This is a genomic window from Sphingobium sp. RS1, assembly GCF_056156825.1.
In genome coordinates this window covers 3717026-3740556 of record NZ_JBLZXE010000002.1, presented here as the reverse complement: position 1 = coordinate 3740556, position 23531 = coordinate 3717026, and the positions used below count along the sequence as shown (strand labels likewise).

Here is a 23531-nt window from a genome sequence, read left to right as displayed (position 1 = left end):
GACAGCGCCGGCATCTTCACTGGCTTCGGTGCGGTCCCCGTCAGCCCGACGCGCTGGACACTCCTCCCCGGCGAGGAGCAGCCCAAGCCGGTGGTGGACGGAAGCGAAGGCACGGTGTCATTCCCCGCAATCACCGGCGAAAACGTATATTTCTCAGACGGTACGATCAAGATCGACTTTCCGGCGCTGCCCCGTGATGATGCCACCTATGTCGCGGAATATATCCTCACCTCCGAGATAACCGGCGGCGAGAATGACCCATGGCAACCGCTGGCGATCAACATCAATACGGCGGTCAGCTCCACCCTTCCTGATGGCGATTATACGGTTCGCTACCGCTATGTCGTGACTTCTGGTCGCGGCCCGGCATGGGAGTATGCCGCCCTGTCAGTGGCAAGCGCGCTGCCTCCGTCGACCAACCTGACAGCAGAAGGGGATGTTGGCCAAGCCGTGTTCGCATGGAAGAACCCGAACGACCTGCGGTTCTTCTCCTCCGACATATGGCGCGGCTCTACATCGGTTTTCAGTGCTGCGACAAAGATCGTGGACAGCTTCGGCGGGGGCGTGGGGCAGGTCCAGTCCATCACCGATACGGTCGCGCCGGGGGTCTGGTATTATTGGAATGTCGCGACAGATGGCGCGGCGCTGGAAGCAGTGGAATCCGGCCCGGTCAGCGCGACCGTCACATGAGCGCCATCGCCAATCCGGTGATCGGCGCGGTGGTCAAGAGAGACGGAAAGCTGGAGCCGGTTGAGGGCGCCGACCCTTCTACGCCCGGCACCTATCGGGCAAATGCGCCAGCCACCCCCACCGATGGAAATTCCGTGGAACAAAGCGCCCCTCACACTATGTGAATATTTCAACGCGCTTGTCTAATATTGCGTCATTCGGTATGTCTTGGACATATCGTTTCAAAGGTGACGTTGTGAGCGCAATAGACATTCTCAGGGACGCACTTTTCGGAAACCCGCCATCCCCGACGACCAAGCCTTCTCGCGAGGGCGTGTTTGCCGCATTCGCTGCGCTCTATGATCTTCTCGTCACCTCTGGCTTTGCTCAAGGCATCTATGAGACGACGGCAGCGGGCATCGCAGCGACGACCAATGGCGAACTGTTTCTGGTCAAAGGCGACGGGACCAACACGTTCGTCGGCATCTACAAGAACAATGCGGGTGTGGCGCAGGACTTGGGCATTTCACTGCCCTCTTCCGCGAGCGTCCTAGCTCTATTTGAGCAGGCCATGGATGAGGCGGCGGCGGCGTCCGATCTTGCGGAATCAATCCGCCTCGGCTCCGGCGAAAAGCTACCGGAAACCTCTTCCCTCTCCTCTACCAGCGGTGGCGCGTCGATCATCACCTCAGGCGGTCGCCCGGTAGGGGTTTCCATCCCGGCAGGCCAGACCGGCGCCGGCTCCAACGTGATCCCGCGCATCCCCTTCGACGCGGACGTTGCCAAGCTGCTGACCGGCGCGACAATCCGCATCCGGGCAAAGGCCAACGCGACGGCCGGCTATCTGGCGGCGACGCCGTTCGGCGGCAATGCCGTGCGCATCGATCGGCAGGACGGCACCGTCAATTCCAATGCCGGCACGGCGTTCCCCGCGACGCAGGATGGCACCGCGCTATCGCGCGTCTTCACCTATCCGATGATCGGCAATGAGCGGCTGGTCGGGCCGACGATGCAGGTCGGGGCCAATGTCGAGACAGGCGCTGTGCGGTCGTTTGAAACCCGCTCGGTCACATGGAAGGTCAAGGAAACGCCTGCCTATTCCGGTGTGACCGGCGCCGACCTGGCGCTGGAAGCCCGGCTGTCCGCACTGGCCCCCGCCGCCAACATCCTCGACAAGGCAGAGCCGATTTTCCAGCTTTTCAACGGCGCCGTTGCGGTAGTCGATGAGGCTAGCCGCAACGTCGGCGTGATGGTGCCGGAGGACGCCACCGGCCGGAACACGATCGCGCAATGGCGCATCCCCATGAGCGGGCGCCTGCGCAAGATGCTGGTCGGTCGGCAGCCGTTTATCCTGATGGCCTTCGACACGCCGGCAGGCTGGTCGCGCGATCATACCGTCAACATGCAGGTGCGCGACACGAAGCTGAACGTCGCGCCGGTCGTGACGTCGAACGTCATCGACATGCAGATCAGCCCGACGCGCCGACTGGTGGGGTTCACCTGCCTCATTCCGTCGGACGCGACGCTGGACGATCTGCGGCCCTACATCGCCCTGACCGATACCGACGCCGCCACGGCTGACGAGACGATCACGCTGACAGACATGGTCATCAGCTATTTCCGCAACGAGTCGGATGTGGTGCAGGAGGCGGCCAGCACGGCGCTGCTTGGTGACGAGTTCACGCGCGCAGCGGCGGTGGAACAATCGGTCGCCACGCTGGCGGGCACCGGCAAGCGCATCGGCGCGATTCTGCAATCGGCCAGCTACGCGACCATTGCCCTCGCCCTTGAGGCGGCGACCGCGCTGGCCTCCCCCGGTGCTCTGGCGGTGGTCGATCTGGATGCCAAGACCTATTACGAGCGCAGCCTTGGCCTGATCCGCTCCGGTCAGGACGGCGCATGGCTGATCCTGCGCGGCAAGGGCATGGGTCGCACCATCATCGACGGATCGCTCCCGGCCAGCACGGCCCAGGCGATCATTCAGGCTACCAGCACTGTCGACTTCAACGCCAACCAGTATCTCGAAAAGCTGACGATCCGCGCGAAGAACCAGCGTTATGGCGCGCATATCGACAGCGTCAGGGTCAACGAAGACGTCTGGCTGCTGTGGCGTGAGGTCGAGATCGAGCATCTGGGCAATGATGAAGCGGATGCCTATCATGGCACGTCCGTCTGGCCATCCCAGCATGCCTATGCGCTGGGTGTCACGTCCGGCTCTTATTACGGCTTCATGGATTGCCGGGCGAAGGGGCGCCGCGCCGCTTTCTCCGCGCATGACCAATATGACAACGACGCCCAGAAGGGCTTTGCCAACCCGGCGACCGTCGAATGGATCGGCGGGCCGCTGACAGCGGTCGGCAATGCCGACTGGTGCTTCAGACTGGAAAGCATCGGCTCGCTGGTGATGAACCGCGCCGTACTGCGCAATTCGCCATTGTCGGGCGAAATCTCGATGGCGGTGCAGCCATGGCTTCCTGACACGCGCGACAAGATGCCGGCTGACCATCGGTGCTGGGAACTGACCGGGTCGGGCAACAGCCCGGCGGCGTTCCGGATCAGGGATTTCGGCCGCGCGCTGCGCATCGTGTCCGCCACGACCGGCACGGCATCAAAGGTGGTGATCGGGGACACGCCACTTGCGGCCGCTCTGTTCGACGGGGTCAACCAGATCGATGGCGATGTAGGCATGTCCGGCTATGCCTTTGGCAATGCCGACATATCGGAGGATGTCAGCAACGGGCGTCCCGGTGCGGTGACCAAGCTGGCGCGGACGCTCACGGACTTTCTGGCGACGAACAGCAGCGGTTCGGTCCCGGTGACTGTCGACGGCGTCACGCACACATGGACGGTCACAAGCGCCACCAACTATTCGGCGATGAGTAACGCCACCATCCTCGGACTGCTCAACACGGCGCTGGCCGGTGCGGCGGTCGCATCCGAATATGCGTCGGGCGAACTCTACCGCCCGCTGTTCACCGATGAAGAGCTGCAGCTCAAGAACAACAGCGCATCGACCATCCTGCGCGGCATGGTGCTGGCCTATGACACTGAGGTCGGCACGGTGCGGCCGATGACTTCCGCCGACAGCTTCACCCTGTTTGCCGGCGTCGCGATCGAGTTCATCCGGCCCGGCGCGCATGGCCGCGTCAAAACACGGGGCTGGATCGCGCTTGGCGATGTGCTGCGCATCGGCGGCGCCACGATCAACCTGTTCGAGCGCTTCGGCATTTCCCCGGCCAATTCCGGCTACGTCGTGTCGGGCCGCACCGATGGCACCGGTATTCTGAAGGTGGTCCGCCCCTCGCTGGGTGCCGGCCTCGAAACGCTGGAGGTCGCGCCGAAATGATCGAGTTCGCAGGAGAATATCCGCGCGGTGGCGCGATCCGCCTGGCGCTCGACTTCAAGGCATCGGACGGTGAAAAGCCCTCCGATATCGATCTGGTCGAGGCAGACCTGCGCTTTGCCGGATACAAGCCGACCCGCGTCACCGACGATATGCAAAAGGTCGGCACCTTCGAAATCGAAGAGCGATCGAACAATGCCGGCTGGTTCCTGACGCTTGCCGACACTGCCGAACTTTCCCTTGGTTGGTACGTGGTGGACTTGCGCCTGACCATGTCGGGCGATGCACAGATCAGCCCTCCCGCCTGTTTCCAACTCACCGAAGCCGTCACGCGGAGGCCCGAATGACCGTAATCGTAGAATGGGCCTTTGCGGGTCGATACCTCAATCAGATCATTGGCCCGCGCGGCAAGCCTGCATGGGTGGGCATGGCGGAAGAGGACAACCCGGACACGGGCGCGCCCTATATTGACGAGCCGACCGTGCCAGCGATGGTCGAATATCTCGCCGAACAGGGTAGCGCCGCCGGCGCGGAGGCCGGTGCGGCGGCGGGCGCTGCCGCAGGCGCCGAGGCTGCGGAGCCCTTTGCGGATGCCGCCAGCCTTGCCGCCACCAATGCGCAGGGTTGGGCAGTCACCGCACTCGGCCATGCCGATCTGGCGCAGCAGGCAGCGACGGAATCCGTTGGCGCTTCGGCGGCTGCTGGCGCGGCGGCTGACCTTGCCGATGCTGCCGCCGGTCGTTCCGAGGATGCGGCTGATGCCAGCGGCAACTCCGAGGCGCAGGCCTTGGGCTATCGCAATCAGGCGGGCGCGTTTGCTGCGGGCGCGGCGGCCTATGGCACGTACAAGACCGTTGCTGAGGCGCAGGCGGATTCGGCCTTGCCGGTCGGCCGCCAGTTCTACGTGCCGTCCGCTGACGGGCTGGGGCTGGACCTCTACACCAAGGGCGCCAGTAGCGCGACGAGGGAGACGCTCCAGATCCCCGGCGCGCAGGTCGTCACCGACGTGAAGGCGCGCACTGGTTTCAAGGTGCCCAAGATCGGCCGTGCCGATCGCAGCATGATCGCTTCGGGCGGGCAGTTTTTCACTGACCAGACGCTAAAAACCTATGCTGTGCCCAAGATCGGGCGCGGCGCCGCATCCGTCTCAGGCGGCGTGGTGACGCGCATTGCCGATGCTATGCAGCTTCGCTTCGGGGCGACGGACGATTTCCTTGCCGGCGTTCCAGTCACCATACCAGTTGCCGGGACCGTGACCGGGCTGGTTCGGCCGCAGATTTGGGTTGAGCGGACGGATGCGGTGATGGCGCCGGTAACAGGCGGCCCCTACCCTGCAACTCTGATCGCGGGCGGCAATGGCTATGCATTTGTGATGCGGCGCGGGGTCCAGCAGCGCACGCGGTGGCGCACGGTGACCCTGTGGGCGAACTCTGGCCTGCAATTGATCCTCGTCCTTATCTGGGGTCAGAGCCTTGCGCAGGGCTATGCCGAAAGCAATGCAGCCCGCATCGGCCCGACGTGGCGCGATAATGTGGGCGAACGGGCATGGCAGTTCGATGGCCGCGCGATCGACGGGCTGGAGCGTGGCCCGCGCCCGTTCCAGCTCATGCCCGAAGGCAGCAACAAAGACCATGTCATCGATCCGCTGCAACTGGAGCGGATCGTGCCGATGCGCGGCGCCGGCCACATGGGTAGCCGCGTCTTCGCGCAGACCTGTGCGGAAAGCTGCGCACTCGCCCTAATCGGCCATCATCTGCATCCCCTGTCCAATGTGCTTGGCTGCATCGTCGGCACTGGTGGCACGAAGCTGATCGATTTTGCACCGGGCAGCGAGCATTACACTTCGCTTGAGGCTGTCATCGATGCCGCGAAGGCGCAGGCCGATCGCCTCGGGCTGACGCTCAATGTCGTCTCGGTCAGCAATCAGGGCGAGGCGGACAATGGCAGCACATCGGCGGCGACGTGGAAGAGCCAGTGGCAATCCATCACCGATGGCCTGAAAGCGAAGACGCAGGCGCTGAGCGCGAACTGGCTGGGTGCCATCATCCAGCAGACAGAGCAGCGCCCGAACGGCAATACCGGCATGGCCACGCTGGCGCAGGCGGACCTTATCCGCGCCGGGCTGGCTGTGGGCGTGCCTGTCTACCCCATGCTGCCGGGCCACGATCTCGACACGCATCTGCTGCCGGAAACCTATTTCCCGCTCGGGTCCGCCACGGCCTACGCCATCGGGCGGCTGGTCGATACCGCCGGGATATACAGCGAACCCTATGTGCCAGATGGGGCGGCGGTCCTGACGATCGGCACGACAACGACCGTCACCTTCTCAGGCGGCACCGGGAACATGAAATTCGACACAACGACCATCCCCGACATGGCGGACGGGTGGAAGGGCGTTTCTCTGGTCGATGATAACGGCCCGGTTGCCATCACCGGCCTGACGCTTTCCGGCGCCACCCTGACCATCACCCATGCCGCGACCGGCCTCCCGCTGCATCCGAAGGTTCGGCTTGGCCTTGTCGGCAGTGTGAACCCGCCACCTGACGCAGCCGGCGCGCGGATCAACATCCGTGACGACTCCGAATGGCTCTGCCCCGTCACCGGACAAATCATCTCGGGCTGGCCGATCCAACAAGAAATTGCCCTCGTTTAAGGACTGACCGACATGGCCTTTGACCTTGCCCATATCGAAACCGTGCTGGCCGGTGGCGTTGCCGTGCCCGGTGCGCCCTCGCTCCCGCAGACCGCGTTCGCGCTGGAGGAAGCGATTTGCGCGGCGCGCGCGGACCTCCTGTACATGTGGGCGCAGCCGGGCCGCCGCCCGCTCGGCGCCGCTGGCGATCCGATCGCAGATCAGGACGGGCTGGACGACCGCAAATATTACGCCCTCCCCGCAGCCAGCGCGACAACCACCCGCGTTGATCCCACGACCTCCAAGCTGGGCTACTGGAACTGCAATCGCGCTGGCACAGGCCACCTGAAGGAGGGCCTTCAGATGGTGGCGCCCGCGAATGGCGACCTGTTGAATGCTCCCGGCTATAGCTTCCTTTCGATCTTCCGGCCGACCAACATCAGCGGCGCCAACGGCATTCTTGGGCAGGGCACCAGCACCCCCAGCATCGTGGGCTTCTACCAGAACACCAGTAGCCAGCTCGTCATGCAGCATGGCTCCGGCGACCGCCACCCCGGCGCCAACTCGGTCGCGTCGGTGGGCCAATGGTCAGCGGCGATGTTCTGCAACCGGGCGTCTGATCGCGAGTCGCAGATGTTCTGCAACAGCCTGACCGTGAGCGATGAGTTCACGATGGCGGTGGGCGTCCCGTCGCAGTCGCCGAACTTCCGGCTTGGCGGCTTCGCTGATGACCAGTTCTCCGCGGACATGGACATCGCCCTCATCGTCGGCTGGCTGGGCTACCTGCCCGATACGCCCGGAGCATGCGAAGCCATTATGAACGCCGCCATGGCCATGCGCGCACTGTGCCCGCAATAAGGGAGGCGGCTATGCTGAACTGGATCAGCGCGGCGGGCAGCGTCGTCGCCAACTACATCGCGGAGGGGCCGGCCACGCCTGTCCCACCCAGCTTCGACAACGGCGAATCGCTGTTCCTGTTCAACCTGTTCGTCATGACGGCAACGACCTTCCTCGGGTCGATGCTGGTCGGCAAGCAGGGTAGCAGGATCTGGACGCAGCGCTTATGGGACCACCCTCTCCATCCCGTCTCGCTTTACCGGGCGATCACGTTGCTCGCCGGCCTCGGCATCACCTTGCGTTGCGGCGCAGAGGCGATGTTCCTGTGGGGCTGGAACCCGGCCGACGTTGTGACATGCGCGGTCTGCGGCGCGTCAGCTGGTGGGCCATCGCTGTTCCCGTTCCATCGGCTCGGCCTGATGGGAACGATCGTGATCCTGGGGGAGCCGGGGATCGAGCATCAGTTGAGAAGGCTCCCCTGCCCGTCGACATGTGGTCCCGCTGGCCAGTGCTCGTCCGCGCCGGAATCGTCATCATCCTGAGTTTTGTTGCCGCCCTGGCAGCCGTATGTCTGCGGTGAGACTGGGCGCGGCGCTGGGGGCAGCCGCAATGACCTCTGCTATCTCGTCTCGCGAGCCCGTCATCTGGTGGATTTTCGGCGAACCCTTCCACGCTGGCCCCACGATCGTCTGCATCTGCGCCGTCATCATCACCCGCGTCATCATCGGCCTTCAGGCGAAGAGCAAGGCGCAATGGACGCTGGACGACGCCAGCGCGATGCGCAGCCTGCAGCGCATGTCTGCCGTAGTGCCGTCCTATCGGTGCAGGCCCAATCGCTTGAGCTGCTCGCCGCTCGGCATCACCGGTATCGGCATAGGCAGTCTGGGCGGCCGGCATCATCGGCATCGCCAAGAGCGCTGATCGGCGGCCGGTTCAAGGCAGCGATCGACGCCTTCATGGGCTAATCACGCCTGCGCTGAGCGGCAGTCACTTCGACATTGCGAGGTAGTATGACCATCGCTTGCTGACGATGCTCATCGTGCGTCATGTATCAGGCCCGGTGCGGCCTGTGAGGTGGATCGATGCGTCGTCGCTGCGCGCGATTGGCGCACCGGGCTCAAGCACGCGCTGGAACTGCCATCGATCATGAGCTTTGGTGCCGCGCCAGGGCATGCCGGGCTGCAGATCGACGACTGGGCCGGCCGGGATGCGCTCGCAATGACTGTCAGCGCCCGTCGTCGCCAAGGCGGACGCTGACGCGATATCGGACAGCTATTGGCCGATGCTGTCGAAGATCGAAAGCGGGGACCGGCCATATATTCAGGCAGCCTCTTCCAGCGCTTCCGGCCTCTACCAGTTCATTCGCGGCACGTGGCAGGCCGAAGGTGGCACAGTGGGGCCCGACGCTGCGCCCTGCGTTCGGGGGACTGCGACCGACCATTTCGGAGCAGCTAGCGCGTGCGAAAACCTTCACAGCCAAGAATGCGACCTATCTCAGGACGCGCGGCGTTCCGATCAACAACGCCTCGCTCTACGCCGCGCATTTCCTTGGCGCGGTGCGGACGGCCGGGTCTATCCTTGCGGCCGATAGAAACGAGCCTGCGGACCTGATCGCAGGCGGCGCAGCGACGGATGCTAATCCGTCGATCCTGCGCGACAAGACGGTTGCGGACTTCATGGACTGGTTGCGCCGCAAGACGGGCGTGGCGGCGCGCTGATGGGCCTCGGCAAGATCGCGCGGGGCGCGGGCAAGGTCGGCCTGCTGATCGAGGGCATCGCCTATATCGTCGCTGACCGGCCCGGCGCTAGCGTCGGCCGCGATCCGGCAAGCCGCAGATTGCAAGGGTGATCCTGACGACACAGAGGGTCGTTCTAGATCGCCAGGATCGCGGCGGCGATATAACCACGGCCCGCGATTCGCAAGGTGGCCCCGACGCCTCAACCGCGTGCAAACCGTAGCGCCGGAGCCATCGCCGCCATAAGGAAGTTGCGTTCTCGCCTCAATATGTCAGGACATCGCAGCCAATGGACTGCATCGGCGGCGCGGCTGCGCCGCAAGACGGGCGTGGCGGCGCGCTGATGGGCCTCGGCAAGATCGCGCGGGGCGCGGGCAAGGTCGGCCTGCTGATCGAGGGCATCGCCTATATCGTCGCTGCCGGCCGGGTACTGGTGAAGGCAATTAAGGGTGATCCTGACGACACAGAGGGTCGTTCAATCGCCAGGATCGCGGCGGCGATATAACCGCGGCCCGCGATTCGCAAGGTGGCCCCGACGCCTCAACCGGTGCAAACGTAGCGCCGGAGCCATCGCCGCCATAAGGAAGTTGCGTCTCGCCTCAATAGGTCAGGACATCGCAGCCAATGGACCCGACGAATGCGGCCGGGCAGGCCAAACATGAGGCAGGCGGCAGGCAATAAAAAGCCCCGCGCCGGTGTCGCAGCGCGGGGCTAGGTTCCTTATTCGCGGGAACCGACGTAAGTCAGCCGCTGCATATACGCGCCGGTGAGGTCAGGGTTCCAAAAAAAGCCCCGCCTGAAAGGCAGGGCTGTAAGGTATCGCTCAATAACCCGAACGAGATGCTGGCCCGGGCAGGCCAAACATGCCCGAGGCGCAAGGGCTTGTCGAAGAGGATTTTGATGTCATCGCCGTACGCCTGCATTACCTTGGCAGCGAGGGACCATAGATCCCAATCGGTCAGCACCGATGCCCCTTCACACGCTTATGTGCCCGCTCGCCATACAACTCGAGCAGGCGCGCGACATCGTCCCCAGAACGGCAGACGACTATTGTCCCAACCCTAAGACCGGCGCTGAGCAAGGCGAAATCGACACCTTCTTCCCGACACCTAACCCTGACCGCCTGCGGATCGTCATCTACGCAAACGGCATTGGCGATGTCACTCATGAGAGAGCCATTCCACCTCAGCATCATCCAGCGCCTCGAAGCTGTCGCCTTCTGCCCCGGCTTCCTGAAGCCGCTTGCGCAACTCGTCTGGCGTCGTCGCCGCGCGAAACCGGGGATCGCTCTTCGCCTGCTTAGCCAGCGTGCCTATCCAGTCGTCCCGGCCGGTCTGCTTCAGCAGCCAGCCGCCGAAGGGTTCGCCCTGTTCATTCGTCTGCATCGCACCACCCGATTCGCGGAATAGATTTCACGTTCCTATGGTATCTGAGTAGTCCGAGCGATTCCCTGATCAGGGCAAAGCGCAGGGGTGAAAAAATAATTCATGGTATTTGCCATGGTATAATGGTCCAAGCCATACATTTTATGTAGCAATATCAACGCTAAAATTGGATAGATTGATAGGCTCCTCCGCTACCATTTCCCCGTACATAGCAGGCCATATCGGGATACCGGCCCTTGATTTCCGGGCATTTTCGGCCATTGATGATGCCGGCCTTGGATATGGAAGTCTACTCGCGTCTACCATGTGGCAGGGCATGATCCATGGTACGGACCATGGAAACCATGGTATCGAGGTTGATGTGCTGACCGACGCAAAAGTGAAGGCCGCCCGGCCGCGTGAGACGGCCTACAAACTGGCCGACTCCAACCAGCTTTATCTCCATGTCTCGCCTGCCGGCGGGAAACACTGGCGCATGAACTACACCTATGGGCGCAGCGCCAAGAACCCGAACCAGCCAGCGCAGAAGACGCTGAGCTTCGGCCCCTACCCTGCCATCACACTGGTAGAGGCCCGCCGCCGTCGGGACGAGGCCAAGGCCATGCTGCTGGATGGCCGCGATCCGGGGACCGAGCGACGGCTGGCCGCGAAGGCGCAGGCGTCCGCGACGGTCAACACCTTCCGCAGCGTGGCGAAGGCATGGTTTGACAAGAAGAAAGGCACATGGGTCCAGCGCCACGCGGACAAGGTCTGGGAGAGCCTGGAGGAAAATGTCTTCGACGCGATCGGCGCGCTGCCGATAACCGCGATCGATGCCCCTCGCCTGCTCGACCTTCTGACGCTTGTGGAGAATCGGGGAGCCGTTGAAACAGCGCACCGTCTGCGCCAGCGCATATCCGCCGTCTTCGTCTATGCCATCGCGGCCGGCCTCGCCACTATCGATCCCGCCGCCAGCCTCGGCAAGGCGCTGACGCCAAAGCCGCGCGCCCGGCGCCAGCCAGCCCTGACCGATCTCGATAGCATCCGCGAAATGCTCGCCGCCTGTGAGGCTGAGCGCAGCCGGGCGGGCACGAAGCTAGCGCTTCGCCTGCTGGCGCTGACGGCGGTGCGACCGGGCGAACTGCGGCATGGGCGCTGGGAAGAGATCGAGGATCTGGACGGCCCGGAACCGACATGGCGTATCCCGGCCGCCCGGATGAAGGGCGACGAGGATCGCAAGGCGGAGATCGGCGGCGACCATATCGTGCCGCTATCGAAGCAGGCCGTTGCGGCGATCAAAGCCCTCCAGCCGCTCACCGGCCATCTGGACATCATGTTCCCTAGCGAGCGCCATCTGCATGTGCCGATGTCTGAAAACACGTTGCGCCAGATGCTAATTCGGTCAGGCTATTATCAGCGCCATGTTCCGCATGGTTTCCGCGCGGCCTTTTCCACGATCATGAATGAGCGGGCCGACGCGGCTGGCCGCAGTGGCGACCGGGCGATCATCGACCTGATGCTGGCGCACGTCCCGAAGGACAAGGTGGAGAGCGCCTATAACCGGGCTGCGTTCATGCCGCGTCGGCGCGAGCTGGCGCAGGAGTGGGCCGATCTAATCATGAAGGATTTAGCTGACCCCAATTCGTTCGCGTGCCAGCCGATGCGCCGGTCGGTGGGGAACCCTAACGACTAGGCGGCATCCTTCACGCTCGCCACCCAATCGGTCACTTCCTGAAGGCTCCAGCGCGACGAAGCGCCGCCCGGCTTGTAGGGTTTCGGGAAGGTGCCTGCCCGAACCTTTCGATAGATCATCGCCTTGCAATAGCCGACGATCTCTATGACCTCGGACAGGCGGATGAGGCGGTCGGGATTACTGGCCATTGTTCACCCCCCTGTCCTTTGCTGCTTCGGCTACAAGCCCGAGTGCTTTCCAGCGCTTCGCCAGTGCCCCAAGAGCGATGGCCTGATGCTCCCCGCACCACTGATGGGCCATCATTGGTGGAAAGACCTGATAGCCGTTATTTTGGCAGCCGATGATCGCGCCCTGGGGCGCATGGCGTCGGCACATTCCGTCGGCAGACGGAAATGCCGCCGTCGTGCCGACTTGGAAGAACCGGCAGTTGCCACACCACGCGCTCATGGCTGCACCTCAATCGCTGACATAGCCCCGCAAACTTGCTTGCCGTCCGCGCTTAGACGCGGCGTCAGTCCCCCGCCTTTCGTCTCCAGATACTGACAGCCGGTGCCGTTATCGATGCGGAGGCGCACCCCACTGCGCGGCCCCGACGGCGGGTCCGTGGCATCGCGCGCTGGCGGCGATATCGCCTGGAAGATCGCTGTCCCGACCACGACTATCAACGTCCACTTGCCGATGGCCCATAGCGCCCCTTCGGTCAGTTGTTTGCCGATCTTCTCGATTTCCTTGGGGGTCACGGCCTCGTCTCCGGGCATTTGAAAACCTGAATGGTCGGCGTCAGCGCCATGAACTCAGGGTCAAGGTTGGCGGTGGCCATGTCGACGGCCTCCATTTCGCTGGCGGCATGGACGAAGCGGTGGCGCACCGTCGATCGCGCCCGGCAGGCGTTGTCATCAATCCAGATGGCGGCGGCCATGGTCGACCACCAGCTTTTGGCGGGGGCGGTCATTGCGTCGGCCTCTTCCGGAGAAAGGGCAGGACATTCTTGTCATCCACCTCCACCACCGGCAAACCTAGCGTCGCGGCCATCTTCGCCGCCCGACGCCGGGCTTCCTCAATGCCGGTCGCCATGTCTGGTTCGCGCTGCTCGTCGCAACCGCCGTCTGGCTTTATGACTTCGACCAGATGCGTGAGCCATGGAATATCCTTTGACCACGCCTTGATGATGCGGATCTTGCCCTCCGCCTTCCGCCATCCGGTAGGTTCGGGCTGGGGGTCGGGCAGCGGAACCCACATGGTCGGATTGGCTTCGTAGAACGCTTCGTCATGCCATCCGTCATCGCAGCGGGTGACAAGCAACCACGGCGGTCCGACGGTGGAAGCTGGGTCGTATCCCAAAATCCAGCGATCATCTTCCGGGGCGTCGCCGATGGGCTTTGGCACGGCCAATTCCCGCAAAGCCCGGCTGGCTTCCGACATGAGGTTCCCGCAGCGGCTCAGTGTAGGCGTTTCACTGTCTGATGCCACGATATCGAGCCAGCACGCATCAAGGCGCGCGGCGATGTCGAGAAGATCGTTCATTGCGCCGCTGCCTTTCGGTGAGCCACCATCTGATCAATGGTGTCATTGAGCAGGACGAGGATTTCGCGAAGGTACGGCTCGCGTCCATTAAGGACGGCGATTGCAGCGCTCGAACCGAAGATGGCGGCGATTGCTGGAAAGCCGTGCTTTTGCACTAGGTCATTCACGATCGCATCGGTGACATCGATCAGCGTTTCCGACGCAGAGCGCGGGGATTGAACATCAAGCATCGACCGCTTCTCCTTCTTCCTCGTAGGCCATCAGCAGCACCTGCCGGAGCTGGGCCGCGCGATCGTCCCCGCCGCCCTTCGTCTCGTTCAGGAAGCTGGCCCATTCGCGCTGGTTGCGCTTGAGTAGCGCGCGGAACAGCCGGCCATGATCGAAGTCGTCGGGCGGGCTGATGGCCAGCTTCGTCAGCGCCGTGAACATGCTGGCGCCCGCGTTCAGCACTTCGTCCGGCCATGCCTCCTGCATGGTCCGCAGGGCATCGGCGCAGACCTTCGCGCCATGCTTGCGCAGCACCTTGGCGATCGCCGCGGTAAAGGCGACCTCGCCCGGCCGCCACGACTGCGATCCCGTCTTGCGTGACACGGTGAACCCGGCGTCGGTGATGATCTGGGCAATCTGGATCGCCTCGCCGTCGCCGCTGGCGATAGCCGCATGGAAGTCGTCCAGCCGGTTCATCGGCTTGCGCGCCCGGTTCATGGCGACGAACATGGCCGCCTCGTCCGCGACGCTCCCATAGACGCCGACGCAGCAGGGCAGGAACTGGATATCCCCGCGCAGGAGCGCTGCTGCCAACCGATGCTGGCCGTCGATCACCCAGAGCGATCCGTCGTCCCGCTTCGACACGACCAGCGGCAGACACATGCGCCAGTCCCAGCCGGTCGCAATCCGCTTTATGAGCGCCTGACTGGCGCCGTTGTCCGTGGACCGCTGGTAGCTGTCGTCAAGGCGCAACTCGGTGGGGCTGCGGTTCTCTACAGATGGCGGATTGCCCTTGGCGGTGGGCCACCGCTTGAGGGCGGTGGTGGCTTTGGGCGCCGGTGGGGTCGAAGGGGCGGTTTTCTGCGCGACAAACGGCCTTATCGGTGGTGACGGCGGCGGGGTCTGAGCATTGATCCGTCGCGTGATGTCGTCCGTGTCGTCCGTGCGATCAGCGAAGATTTCAAAGCTGCGTCGTCCGCCTGGGCGGGCAATAGAAATCCTTCCGGCATCGCACAGGTCAGCAAGTATCTCGCCAACGCGCCGCTCGTTAGCGATCCTCGTGTCCAGCATGATCTGGACATCGTTGGGCCAAGCGCGATTGCCCTGATGCCGCGCGTCGTGCGACCTCAAATAAGCAATCACGCGTTCATGCTCCGCGCCGCATTTCCCTGCCATCACGCACCGCCTTTCGAGCCGGGCGACATGGGGGGATTGTCGCCCGGCTCTCCCGACCGCGTGGGGGCAATGGCGGCCGGAATGGGTTCAGCTTCGGCCTTGGCACGAAGCACTTCCTGAAACACGATCATGACGCGGCCCGGCGCTGCGGCGGCTTCCGTCTCGGCAACGGTCGCGGCCTCGTCCAGCGTCTGATAGCGCCTGCGCGGAAGCGTGGAGCCGGGGCGCATCGTGCGGCCTTTGCGCGCCACCATGAAGGCGGGGGTGTTGGGCACGGTGAGGCGAACGTCGGTCATATCGAGCGCTCCGGGCTGGCAACGGCGGCGCGGTGCATGACGCGCCAGATGTTGGCGATGGCTTTGCGGCCAAAGCGGTTCCCGGTGGAAAGGCCGGCCTCAATCATGACATCCGTCGGTTCGGCGGGAACGCCGGTCGGGGCACCGATCAGCAAGAAATCATGGAACGCTGTATGCACAGCCATAGCGGCGTCGAAGCGCTCACCGGCTGTGGCGTTCGGGTTTGCGCAGATCATGGTGTGCGCGGCGTTGGCGTCGACATAGCGGTCATAGGCCGACTTGGTCGGACTATCCGGCCGGGCTTCGGCTTCATTCGTGGGCATGGTGACGCTCCTATGCAGCTACAGGCCGGGGCGGCGGGTTCGGGAAAAGGCGGCGGACCTTGGCGCGGTCCGGGTCAGGCACAGGGACAGGCGCGGGCATGCCGTCGCCGGGGCCATCGTCGTCGGGATAGTCCGGGAGCCAGTTCGAGCAGCAGCGGCTATGGTGCGTCGTCGGCTGGACCGTCACCGGGTCGCCGTTGATGATCGCGATATAGGGCGGCATCCACTCGCAGGCGCCGACATGCTCCGCGCTGGTGTCGGGCGCTTCCATGGTCATGTCGGCCGGCGCACCGGGGCGCCAAAAGCCGCAGTCTCCGCAGGTGCCGGTGACGCTCATGCCGCCGCCTCCATTGCTTCGAGGCTCTGGATCGCGGACCAAAGCGTTTCGGTAATGGCGCCGTCCAAGGCGATCTTGCTCGCCATGTCGGGGACGTCCGCGCCTAGCGCCGCCGCCTGCAACCATGGAGGATTGCCGTACAGATACAGCGCGTACCGCAGCTTGGCCGCGACGGCGTGGGGATGGCTGGCGATGGCCGTCGACAGCCTGCTCTCGTCAATCTGCGATTGTGGCGTGGACGGCAGATCGCCAGCAATTTCCCATGCGCCGGCTGACCAGCTTTTCCACGACGACAGGATTTCGCTGTCGATCTCGCTCGTTGTACGGGCCAGCGCCGCGACGTCCCGCTTGAGCGCTTCCCAATCGACTTCGGGGATGCTCTCATTATCGACCATATATCGGTCGTCTATCATGCTCATCTTTTCGAGCAGGTCTGCGGAAGTCTGGGATGGAGCCTGAAGCAGGACGTCCCATGTGTCATAATGGGCGTTGGTGATCGCCTCGTCTTCATCGATGCCTATGCCGTTGAAGTCGGTCGCATTGTAGGCGGCAAGGCTGGACTGATAAGCGACACGCGCGGCGGCGAAGGTGAGCTGGGTCATGCTGCGGCCCTCCCCGATGGCGCATAGATGCCGACGACCGGGCCAAGCACCTTTGCGGCCATGGAATATTGGTCAGGATAAGGCCCATCGCTCCAATGAAACGGACCGGCATAGGTGCGGAAATTCCAGCGCTCTTGCCCCTTGTGCTGGACGCAATAGGCCTGAACCAGCGACTGACGGCGCGGGGAAAGAAGCGGACGGTCGCCGGAAAGCATGACGCCCATCGGATAGCCGCCGAATTCCACGACATAGAGCTTCCCATGTTCGGGGAACGTCGTCGCCGCGTCCTTGTAGACGGCGACTTCGCCCTGCCGGAAAAGCGGCGCGGTTTCGTTGTTGCGGACCGCGTGGGCCAGCGCCCAGCCGGGGATCGAGGTAAAGACCTCCAGCGCGATCGAGGGCGGTTCTGCCGCCACTAAGGCCAGCGCGCTCATGCCGGCACCCTGAACATATAGCCGTAGGCGCTGCCGTTGACCTCAAGGTGGGCAAGGATCGCCGCCCGTCCGCCGTCGATCGCCTTGAAATGCTCGATCATCGCGTCAGAGCGTTCGCGGCGAAGGAGCAACTGGCGATCGCAGGGGTGCGAGGTCTGGATCATCGGGCCGTCGGCGGTGCGCTCGCGCATCACGATGACGCCGATATCCCGCATTTCGTCGGTCCAGGCCTTGCCGTAGCCCGCTGGATCGGTAGCGGCGACCCAGTCGAGATACGCGATCGTGTCGGCCAGCGTGCGGCCGGTGGTAAGATCGGGCAGCGGCTCGAAAGCGTCGTCGCTGTCATCCATGCGGTGAGTGCCGAGCATCCGCTCAGGCGGGCATAGGGGTGCTGTTCGCGAAGCGTCATCGCTCCGCGCCGTGGTGGCGTCGGCCATTTGGAATGCTCCTGTCTAAAGGACAGGAGCGACTTTGCCGTATCACCCTATGCTGGGTTTACCGTCGTAGTGCATTCCTGCCTGGCGCTTGCCGGACAGGGTTGGTTACCAGTCCCGGCTAACAAGACTGGTTAATAGACACCTATTGTGCTCATCGTCAACACCATTTGTGCACAAAATCGTTTTTATTCGTCGGGCCATTCTTCGTCAGGCCACCAGTCGGCATCTTCCGACCCTGGAGGCGGCCAGTCGTAGGCGCGGGGATCATCCAGATCAGGCAGCGTTGGCTCTGAACCGTCGAGGTGGGCGCGAATGACGGCGCCCCATCGTTCTGCACTCTGGAAGATGGCTGAAACCCCTGCCCGCCCCATGGCCAGCAGGATCAGCGGCGCGCGCTCGGCGCGGACGTAGCCGATCTGGATACCGCGCGATGAATAGACCGCGATCGCGTTACTGTCGGCGGGGTTCTTGGGTTCGTGGCGCAGCTCAACCGGTTCGCCCGGGCTGCACATGGCAATCTCGAAGCGCCGCGTCGGGCCGGACTTGTTATCAAATTGGACGCCGACAACAGCGAGTGATAAGCGGCGCATCACATGCGGCGAACAATGGCAACGACACGTCCTACGACGTGCAATTCGCCGTCGTAGGCTGTTTCAGGCGTAACACTTGGATTGTCGGAAAGTATTTTCACGCTGCCGTCCGGCATGGGTCGAAGCCGCTTGATGATGCCAGTTTGGCCATAGGCGGCTGCATAGATCCTGTCGGCCATCCTTACTTCGCGCTGAGTTGTGTCGACCAAGACGATATCGCTGTCATGGATCGTCGGAGTCATTGAGTCGCCCGTTCCAGTGGCCAAAAACACTTTGTTGGCAGGCGCTTGAGTAAATAGCCTAAGCCACTGACGCGAGAATTTATGCTTCTCGCCGGTCACAGGCAAATCAAGATAGCCGCCACCGCCCATTCCATACGCGATGTCCCACTGCTGGATTTCTACATCGTCGCTTCCATCATCTTCGGCACTGTCTGCGAAATCGACCAACGAATCCCGAGTGATTAACATTTCGGGGCGGACATCGAGTGCCCCGCCGATCTTCATCAGCCAGTCCATATTGAGACGCCGATCGCCCCTTTCCAACTTCCCTATGGTGGTGAGGGTGGTGCCTATCGCCTCAGCCAGCTCTGTCTGGGACATCCCGCGAGCTTTGCGGATGGTGCTGATTCTATTTTCGTGCTGCATAGCAACATTATGCACCATATGTGCACAGACCGCTAGGGCACATATTGTGCGTTAACCCTCTTTCCATTTGCACCCATATAGTGCACATATGCGGTTATGACCCTGCTCGAATTCATCCGCGCGTCCGACTTCACGTTTGCGACCTTTGCGCAATCCATCGGCGAAACAGAGAACATTGTCCGCAAATGGGCCTATCGCCAACGCCAGCCTTCATTGCCGCGTGTCGTCAAAATCGAGAGCGCTACCAATGGCTTGGTTAAGGCCCGTGACTTGCTGCTATCTCCCGCCGAGGCGGAGTGACCGCCATGACGGGGGCGCGTGGGTTCGTACCAGACGATGATCTGGCCAATATCGTCGCGGCGGAAGTTCGTGAAATTCGCAATCCCTTGCGCCGTGAAATAGAGCAATGCGCAGCGTCGACCAGTTTCGCCGACATGCGCCGGCTCGCGGCTCTGATTGGGAAATCCGCTGCCAGGATCTACGGCGCCGGCCTGATCGGGTTTGCAAACATCGAAGCTGACCGGCGCGATTTCTGGCAGCAATGCGAACACGGGCCGCGCTGCGCTATCATCGCAGCGATCGAGGACGGGGCAATCCTCGATCTGATCGCCTTTCGGCTGGCGGCGCCAAATGCGTGGTTCCTGCGGACGGCCCATAGCTGGGCGCTAGGCATGGATGCGATCACATCTGCTTCACGGTCATGGGACGGCGATGCTCGCGTGCTGTTACACGCGACGCCGCTTGACTGGCTGCGGAGCAATTGCGTCGGGTCGTGCATAGTGAACTGGACGGACGATGCGCGCCGGACGCTATGCGCCCTGCCCGGCATTGATGTTGGCTCCCCAGCTATGGCGAAGGCTCTGCGCGATCAGTTAACCCAGCCCCTGACATTGCCCAGCATACAAGTCCGGCGAGGTGTCCGCGATGCCGCGTAACGTCCTCGGTGTGGGTGAAGAGCACCCCGCAGCCAGCAATGATCCCGCCACGGCGCTCCAAAATCCGGAGGCTGAAATTGCCCTGCTGTCCGACCTTCTTGCGGATAACCGGCTGATCGACCCTGCGGCGGACAAGGTCCGGCCGGTGGACTTCGCCGTGCAACTGCATGGGCAAGTGTTTGCCAAGATGGTAGAGCAGACATCCCTCGGCAGGCATGTCGACGCCGTGACACTGGCGCCGTTTTTCAGCGCGAACGATAAATGGCGGGAGCTGGAGCGCGTCCTACTCGCCGCCGATTTGAACGCAGGTTCGCGAGAGCGCACGAAATCTTATCTGGAGCAGGTTTGCGACCTCGGCCGGCGCCGGCGCATGGTTCAGGGATTGGAGGAGGTCGTCCAGTCCGCCCGCGATGGCAGCGAGACATGCGACAGCCTGATAGTGCTGGCGGATGAAGCCGTAGCCGAACTGGCAGACGAAGACGCATCTGCGGGCCAAGCCCACGCTGCCGTCTACGCTCAAGAGGTCATTGAGAGCTTCGGCAAGCCGATCGTCGGTGTGAAATGCGGCATCATCGGATCGCTCGACAAGGTTATAGGCTATCTGCGCCCCAGCGAATTGATCGTCGGCGGCGGTCGCCCTGGAATGGGCAAAACGTCCGTCGTGACGACCTATGCGTGGGGCGCGGCAAGCGCTGGGCATCCGGTGCTAATGTTCAGCCTAGAAATGTCCGGCGATGAACTGTCCCGCCGAATACTGGCGGACATGTGCTGCACCCGGAACAGCGCGGTGCTGTATGAGGATGTAGTGAACGGCACCGTCCGAGGCGACGATCTTCAGGCCGTCAAGGCGGCGGCACGGCGGCTGGCGGAAATTCCCCTGGAAATATCCGACAAGGGCGGGCTGACGCTTGCCATGCTCGGGCGAAGGGTCCGTCGGCATAAGCGCCGTCTGGCCGCGAGCGGTCAGAAGCTGGAACTGGTCATCATCGACTATCTTCAGTTGATGCAATCGAGCCGGCCGGGAATGTCGCCTTACGAGAGCGCTTCGGAAATTAGCAAGGGCCTCAAGATGCTTGCCAAGGAAGAAGGGCTTGCCGTTCTCGCCCTCGCCCAGCTCAACCGCAACGTTGAAAGCAGGGACGACCATCGCCCCAAGACATCCGATCTTCGCGACAGCGGCCAGATTGAGCAGGACGCGGACGCGATTTTCTTCGTTTATCGGCATGAGGTCTATGTGAAGGACCAGAAGCCGGAAGTGGAGTCTGGTGACAAATATGCTGACTGGCTGGCCGACATGAAGGCCGCCGAGAAGAAGATAGAGTTCATCGTCCCCAAGCGTCGCAACATGCCCCCCGGAAAGGGTCTGGGCTGGTTCTTCGGTCAACATGCCGCTGTGCGCGGCGCCGACTTCTACAGCGGGCCAGACGAGGACCATTATGGCTGAGTTTCCCTCCCTGCCACTATTCACGGACGCCTATCTGGCGGACACCACGCACCTGACCACCACAGAGCATGGGGCCTACTTGCTTCTGCTCATGACCGCGTGGCGCACCCCAGGATGCTGCCTGCCTGACGACGATATGAAGCTCGCGCGCTATGCCAAAATGACCCGCGATAAATGGAAGAAAATCAGGCCAACACTGGTCCAGTTTTTCCGCGTCCGTGATGGCCAATGGCACCAAGCCAGATTGCAAGATGAACTCCAGCATTTGCAAAGCCGGCGCACGCAACAGAGCGAAGCCGGCAAGGCTAGCGCGAAAGCTAAGTCATTGAAAAGACAGAATAGGGATGCAGCATCCGTTGACCTGTCGTTGCAACGGAACGGCAACGAGAACTCAACCCCCATACCCACACCCACTACAGTTACTAAAGTAACTGACGCTGACGCGCATTCTGGCGATCCGAAAAAGATGATCTTCGACGCCGGGATTCCGCTCCTGACCGGCGCGGGGATGAAGGTCACGCAGGCTCGTTCCGTGCTGGGGAAATGGCTCAAGGATCATGATGTGGCGGAGGTACTGGCAGCGGTTATTGCCGCCCGCGATCACAATCCCGCCAGTCCTGTCGAGTGGATATCGGGGCGGTTTCGCTCGATCGCCACCCGCGAGGATCAGGAGCGCGCTGTCAGCCGCTCGATTTCCGAACAGTACCGCCAGATGGACATTCCCGGCCCGCCTCCGGGCGCGTTCAAGCATTGAGGGTAAGCAACATGATCAAAACCTGCGACACCTGCCGCTATTGGATGCGCCTGTCTGAAGCGGAGGGCACATTCACGGATGGCAATTGCGACACGATCGAGGATGGCACGGGCCAATGCCGCTTCAATCCTCCGGCGGCGACCTATGACCCCATGGCGTTCACCGGCCAATCCAGTTCCTCTGATGCTGCGATGCGCGCTTTGTGGCCAATCACTTGGGACCGGCACTGGTGCGGACAGCATCCGGATAATCGCGTGCAAGACGGCCCTATCGACGCTCTGCGGTTCGCCATTGATGCGTCCGGCTTGCTTGAACCGGTGATGCGCCCATGAAGCACCGTCGCCCCAGCCCCGAAGACATCACGGCCTCGCTGATGGCGGTGAAGCTGCTGGTGAAGGGCCTGCACGGCGCCATGCCGACGCTGGCCGCCGAAATGCGCCGGGAAGCCTGCGAGCGCATCGATGACGTGATTGACGATATTGGAAGGATGAAGCGGTGAAGGCGGCAATCGAAAAGATCGCGAAGGGCGTTCCATCTCGCGAACGGGACGTCATCGATGTGCGCGGGCCTGCATTCGCCCCGACGCCGGAACAGATGCGCCATGCCCGCTATGTCGAGGGCGACATTGTCGACACGAAGCCGGGCGGCAAGTCCATCACGATCGGCAAGGCGTTCCGCAAGGAAGCGAAGTTCGAGCGGATCAAAGGCCTTGGTGATGAGCAGTTGAAGGCCCTGCGGTACTATCGGGCGGCCTTTGATATGTCCGAAGCCAGCGAGGTCAAGTCAGCGCTGGACGTCCGGCCGCGCGGCAACAGTGGCCTGTGCAGCCAAGAGGTCTGGGTGGAGCGGCAGGCCGGCGCCCGCGTGCGGATGGCAGCGCTGGAGAGCAACCTGGGTGCCGCCGTCCATACGCTCCGGGACGTTGCCCTGCGCGACATGACGTTCAGCGACCTTGCCATTAAGCGCTATGGCAGCCGCGAGGTATCGAAGATCATCACCGGCAAGGGGCGGCAGAAGCCGCGCATCGTCAATGAGATCGTGCCCAAGTCTGGCAAACACCGTGAAGCCGTGCGGGTCGAGTTCTTCCTCGCTGTGACGCGGCTGGTGGATAATGTTCGGCCATATCTGCGGACAGGATAAAGAGGCTTGCGTGGGGGCAGTGATTACGGCATAGATATCAACGTCGTTTCGTGCGACCAGATGAGGCCCGGCGCAAGCGCGGGCCTTTTTCATTGGTTTCGGCTGGGGTAGCTCAACGGTAGAGCATCCGTTTTGTAAACGGGCGGCTGAGAGTTCAAGTCCCTCCCCTAGCACCATAGCCGCATAGAGCAGTCCGGTAGCTCGTCAGCCTCATAAGCTGAAGGTCGCGGGTTCAAATCCCGCTGTGGCAACCAGTTATCATGTCGGTGTAGCTCAATTCGGTAGAGCGCTGGTCTCCAAAACCAGAGGTTGCAGGTTCGAGCCCTGCCACCCTCGCCATTACGCGGAGGCCAGCCATGGTGCTTTTCCGGTTTGGCTCAAGCCTTTCTCTGGGCTTTTCGGATACTCTTC

34 protein-coding genes, 2 tRNA genes and 1 pseudogene are annotated in these 23531 nt (G+C 62.8%); 21 read left to right on the top strand and 16 right to left on the bottom strand.

What is annotated here, in order from left to right:
- From ACNHGR_RS20165 to ACNHGR_RS20115, 11 genes and pseudogenes are all read left to right on the top strand, one after another.
- A pseudogene (locus ACNHGR_RS20165) lies at window positions 1-690 on the top strand (hypothetical protein); the annotation flags it as partial.
- Entirely contained in the window at window positions 687-854 is a 168-nt protein-coding gene (locus ACNHGR_RS20160; protein WP_475283856.1) for a hypothetical protein, read from the top strand. The pseudogene ACNHGR_RS20165 and the gene ACNHGR_RS20160, both read left to right, overlap by 4 nt.
- A 149-nt stretch (window positions 855-1003) precedes the next feature.
- Window positions 1004-4015, top strand: a complete 3012-nt coding sequence (locus ACNHGR_RS20155) for a hypothetical protein (protein ID WP_475288293.1) — start codon at window positions 1004-1006, stop codon at window positions 4013-4015.
- Window positions 4012-4359 (top strand): hypothetical protein, encoded by a 348-nt coding sequence (locus ACNHGR_RS20150; RefSeq protein WP_475288227.1) that lies wholly within the window; start codon window positions 4012-4014, stop codon window positions 4357-4359. Before ACNHGR_RS20155 ends, ACNHGR_RS20150 begins: the two co-directional genes overlap by 4 nt.
- Window positions 4356-6665 carry a hypothetical protein gene (locus ACNHGR_RS20145; RefSeq protein ID WP_475288225.1) on the top strand — a complete coding sequence of 770 codons (2310 nt, stop codon included), beginning with the start codon at window positions 4356-4358 and terminating at the stop codon, window positions 6663-6665. The genes ACNHGR_RS20150 and ACNHGR_RS20145 overlap by 4 nt, the downstream gene beginning before the upstream one ends.
- Window positions 6666-6677: 12 nt before the next feature.
- Window positions 6678-7502 carry a hypothetical protein gene (locus ACNHGR_RS20140; protein ID WP_475288224.1) on the top strand — a complete coding sequence of 275 codons (825 nt, stop codon included), beginning with the start codon at window positions 6678-6680 and terminating at the stop codon, window positions 7500-7502.
- Between the two features lie 11 nt (window positions 7503-7513).
- Window positions 7514-8023 (top strand): hypothetical protein, encoded by a 510-nt coding sequence (locus ACNHGR_RS20135; protein ID WP_475288292.1) that lies wholly within the window; start codon window positions 7514-7516, stop codon window positions 8021-8023.
- A gap of 67 nt (window positions 8024-8090) precedes the next feature.
- The gene (locus ACNHGR_RS20130; RefSeq protein WP_475288291.1) at window positions 8091-8402 is read left to right on the top strand and encodes a hypothetical protein; all 312 of its coding nucleotides are present in this window, start codon (window positions 8091-8093) and stop codon (window positions 8400-8402) included.
- 464 nt (window positions 8403-8866) lie between these two features.
- Window positions 8867-9199, top strand: coding sequence for a hypothetical protein (locus ACNHGR_RS20125; RefSeq protein ID WP_475288289.1), 333 nt, complete (start codon window positions 8867-8869; stop codon window positions 9197-9199).
- Window positions 9199-9330 (top strand): hypothetical protein, encoded by a 132-nt coding sequence (locus ACNHGR_RS20120; protein ID WP_475288288.1) that lies wholly within the window; start codon window positions 9199-9201, stop codon window positions 9328-9330. Before ACNHGR_RS20125 ends, ACNHGR_RS20120 begins: the two co-directional genes overlap by 1 nt.
- Before the next feature lie 176 nt (window positions 9331-9506).
- Window positions 9507-9722 carry a hypothetical protein gene (locus tag ACNHGR_RS20115; protein WP_475288287.1) on the top strand — a complete coding sequence of 72 codons (216 nt, stop codon included), beginning with the start codon at window positions 9507-9509 and terminating at the stop codon, window positions 9720-9722.
- Window positions 9723-10377: 655 nt separating this feature from the next.
- Here the strand turns inward: ACNHGR_RS20115 and ACNHGR_RS20110 are convergent.
- Window positions 10378-10602, bottom strand: a complete 225-nt coding sequence (locus tag ACNHGR_RS20110; protein WP_475288217.1) for a YozE family protein — start codon at window positions 10600-10602, stop codon at window positions 10378-10380.
- A 316-nt stretch (window positions 10603-10918) separates the two neighbouring features.
- On the opposite strand from ACNHGR_RS20110, the gene ACNHGR_RS20105 reads away from it, so the two are divergent.
- The gene (locus ACNHGR_RS20105) at window positions 10919-12274 is read left to right on the top strand and encodes a tyrosine-type recombinase/integrase (RefSeq protein ID WP_475288285.1); all 1356 of its coding nucleotides are present in this window, start codon (window positions 10919-10921) and stop codon (window positions 12272-12274) included.
- Here the strand turns inward: ACNHGR_RS20105 and ACNHGR_RS20100 are convergent.
- The 15 genes from ACNHGR_RS20100 to ACNHGR_RS20030 all read right to left on the bottom strand — a co-directional run bounded on the left by ACNHGR_RS20100 (window position 12271) and on the right by ACNHGR_RS20030 (window position 18865).
- Complete coding sequence (locus ACNHGR_RS20100) at window positions 12271-12462, bottom strand: helix-turn-helix transcriptional regulator (RefSeq protein ID WP_475288284.1); 192 nt, start codon at window positions 12460-12462, stop codon at window positions 12271-12273. The genes ACNHGR_RS20105 and ACNHGR_RS20100 overlap by 4 nt on opposite strands.
- Window positions 12452-12721, bottom strand: coding sequence for a hypothetical protein (locus ACNHGR_RS20095; RefSeq protein WP_475288283.1), 270 nt, complete (start codon window positions 12719-12721; stop codon window positions 12452-12454). The genes ACNHGR_RS20100 and ACNHGR_RS20095 overlap by 11 nt, the downstream gene beginning before the upstream one ends.
- The gene (locus ACNHGR_RS20090; protein WP_475288281.1) at window positions 12718-13014 is read right to left on the bottom strand and encodes a hypothetical protein; all 297 of its coding nucleotides are present in this window, start codon (window positions 13012-13014) and stop codon (window positions 12718-12720) included. Before ACNHGR_RS20090 ends, ACNHGR_RS20095 begins: the two co-directional genes overlap by 4 nt.
- Window positions 13011-13226: a hypothetical protein gene (locus tag ACNHGR_RS20085; RefSeq protein WP_475288280.1), complete on the bottom strand. Its 216-nt coding sequence runs from the start codon at window positions 13224-13226 to the stop codon at window positions 13011-13013. The genes ACNHGR_RS20090 and ACNHGR_RS20085 overlap by 4 nt, the downstream gene beginning before the upstream one ends.
- Window positions 13223-13798, bottom strand: a complete 576-nt coding sequence (locus ACNHGR_RS20080; protein ID WP_475288279.1) for a hypothetical protein — start codon at window positions 13796-13798, stop codon at window positions 13223-13225. The genes ACNHGR_RS20085 and ACNHGR_RS20080 overlap by 4 nt, the downstream gene beginning before the upstream one ends.
- Window positions 13795-14028 (bottom strand): hypothetical protein, encoded by a 234-nt coding sequence (locus tag ACNHGR_RS20075; protein ID WP_475288277.1) that lies wholly within the window; start codon window positions 14026-14028, stop codon window positions 13795-13797. Before ACNHGR_RS20075 ends, ACNHGR_RS20080 begins: the two co-directional genes overlap by 4 nt.
- A complete protein-coding gene (locus tag ACNHGR_RS20070) occupies window positions 14021-15076 on the bottom strand; it encodes a DUF6551 family protein (RefSeq protein ID WP_475288276.1) in 1056 nt (351 codons plus the stop codon). Before ACNHGR_RS20070 ends, ACNHGR_RS20075 begins: the two co-directional genes overlap by 8 nt.
- A 104-nt stretch (window positions 15077-15180) precedes the next feature.
- Window positions 15181-15477, bottom strand: a complete 297-nt coding sequence (locus tag ACNHGR_RS20065) for a hypothetical protein (RefSeq protein ID WP_475288275.1) — start codon at window positions 15475-15477, stop codon at window positions 15181-15183.
- The gene (locus ACNHGR_RS20060) at window positions 15474-15800 is read right to left on the bottom strand and encodes a hypothetical protein (protein WP_475288273.1); all 327 of its coding nucleotides are present in this window, start codon (window positions 15798-15800) and stop codon (window positions 15474-15476) included. Before ACNHGR_RS20060 ends, ACNHGR_RS20065 begins: the two co-directional genes overlap by 4 nt.
- A gap of 10 nt (window positions 15801-15810) precedes the next feature.
- Window positions 15811-16137, bottom strand: a complete 327-nt coding sequence (locus tag ACNHGR_RS20055; RefSeq protein ID WP_475288272.1) for a hypothetical protein — start codon at window positions 16135-16137, stop codon at window positions 15811-15813.
- Window positions 16134-16739, bottom strand: a complete 606-nt coding sequence (locus ACNHGR_RS20050) for a hypothetical protein (protein WP_475288271.1) — start codon at window positions 16737-16739, stop codon at window positions 16134-16136. The genes ACNHGR_RS20055 and ACNHGR_RS20050 overlap by 4 nt, the downstream gene beginning before the upstream one ends.
- Window positions 16736-17173 (bottom strand): hypothetical protein, encoded by a 438-nt coding sequence (locus ACNHGR_RS20045; RefSeq protein WP_475288270.1) that lies wholly within the window; start codon window positions 17171-17173, stop codon window positions 16736-16738. Before ACNHGR_RS20045 ends, ACNHGR_RS20050 begins: the two co-directional genes overlap by 4 nt.
- The gene (locus tag ACNHGR_RS20040; protein WP_475288268.1) at window positions 17170-17610 is read right to left on the bottom strand and encodes a hypothetical protein; all 441 of its coding nucleotides are present in this window, start codon (window positions 17608-17610) and stop codon (window positions 17170-17172) included. The genes ACNHGR_RS20045 and ACNHGR_RS20040 overlap by 4 nt, the downstream gene beginning before the upstream one ends.
- A gap of 185 nt (window positions 17611-17795) precedes the next feature.
- Window positions 17796-18200: an HIRAN domain-containing protein gene (locus tag ACNHGR_RS20035; protein WP_475288267.1), complete on the bottom strand. Its 405-nt coding sequence runs from the start codon at window positions 18198-18200 to the stop codon at window positions 17796-17798.
- The gene (locus ACNHGR_RS20030) at window positions 18200-18865 is read right to left on the bottom strand and encodes an XRE family transcriptional regulator (RefSeq protein ID WP_475288266.1); all 666 of its coding nucleotides are present in this window, start codon (window positions 18863-18865) and stop codon (window positions 18200-18202) included. Before ACNHGR_RS20030 ends, ACNHGR_RS20035 begins: the two co-directional genes overlap by 1 nt.
- 78 nt (window positions 18866-18943) lie before the next feature.
- On the opposite strand from ACNHGR_RS20030, the gene ACNHGR_RS20025 reads away from it, so the two are divergent.
- The 9 genes from ACNHGR_RS20025 (at window position 18944) to ACNHGR_RS19985 (ending at window position 23374) form a co-directional block, all read left to right on the top strand.
- Complete coding sequence (locus tag ACNHGR_RS20025; RefSeq protein ID WP_475288265.1) at window positions 18944-19147, top strand: hypothetical protein; 204 nt, start codon at window positions 18944-18946, stop codon at window positions 19145-19147.
- A 5-nt stretch (window positions 19148-19152) separates the two neighbouring features.
- Window positions 19153-19782 (top strand): hypothetical protein, encoded by a 630-nt coding sequence (locus tag ACNHGR_RS20020; protein WP_475288264.1) that lies wholly within the window; start codon window positions 19153-19155, stop codon window positions 19780-19782.
- Entirely contained in the window at window positions 19772-21226 is a 1455-nt protein-coding gene (locus tag ACNHGR_RS20015) for a replicative DNA helicase (protein WP_475288492.1), read from the top strand. The genes ACNHGR_RS20020 and ACNHGR_RS20015 overlap by 11 nt, the downstream gene beginning before the upstream one ends.
- Complete coding sequence (locus tag ACNHGR_RS20010; protein ID WP_475288262.1) at window positions 21219-21980, top strand: YdaU family protein; 762 nt, start codon at window positions 21219-21221, stop codon at window positions 21978-21980. The genes ACNHGR_RS20015 and ACNHGR_RS20010 overlap by 8 nt, the downstream gene beginning before the upstream one ends.
- An 11-nt stretch (window positions 21981-21991) precedes the next feature.
- Window positions 21992-22312: a hypothetical protein gene (locus ACNHGR_RS20005; protein WP_475288261.1), complete on the top strand. Its 321-nt coding sequence runs from the start codon at window positions 21992-21994 to the stop codon at window positions 22310-22312.
- Window positions 22309-22479, top strand: coding sequence for a hypothetical protein (locus ACNHGR_RS20000; protein ID WP_475288260.1), 171 nt, complete (start codon window positions 22309-22311; stop codon window positions 22477-22479). Before ACNHGR_RS20005 ends, ACNHGR_RS20000 begins: the two co-directional genes overlap by 4 nt.
- Window positions 22476-23120, top strand: coding sequence for a hypothetical protein (locus tag ACNHGR_RS19995; RefSeq protein WP_475288258.1), 645 nt, complete (start codon window positions 22476-22478; stop codon window positions 23118-23120). Before ACNHGR_RS20000 ends, ACNHGR_RS19995 begins: the two co-directional genes overlap by 4 nt.
- 101 nt (window positions 23121-23221) lie before the next feature.
- Window positions 23222-23296, top strand: a tRNA-Thr gene (locus tag ACNHGR_RS19990).
- Between the two features lies 1 nt (window position 23297).
- A tRNA-Met gene (locus ACNHGR_RS19985) sits at window positions 23298-23374 on the top strand.
- Window positions 23375-23531 lie beyond the last annotated feature (157 nt).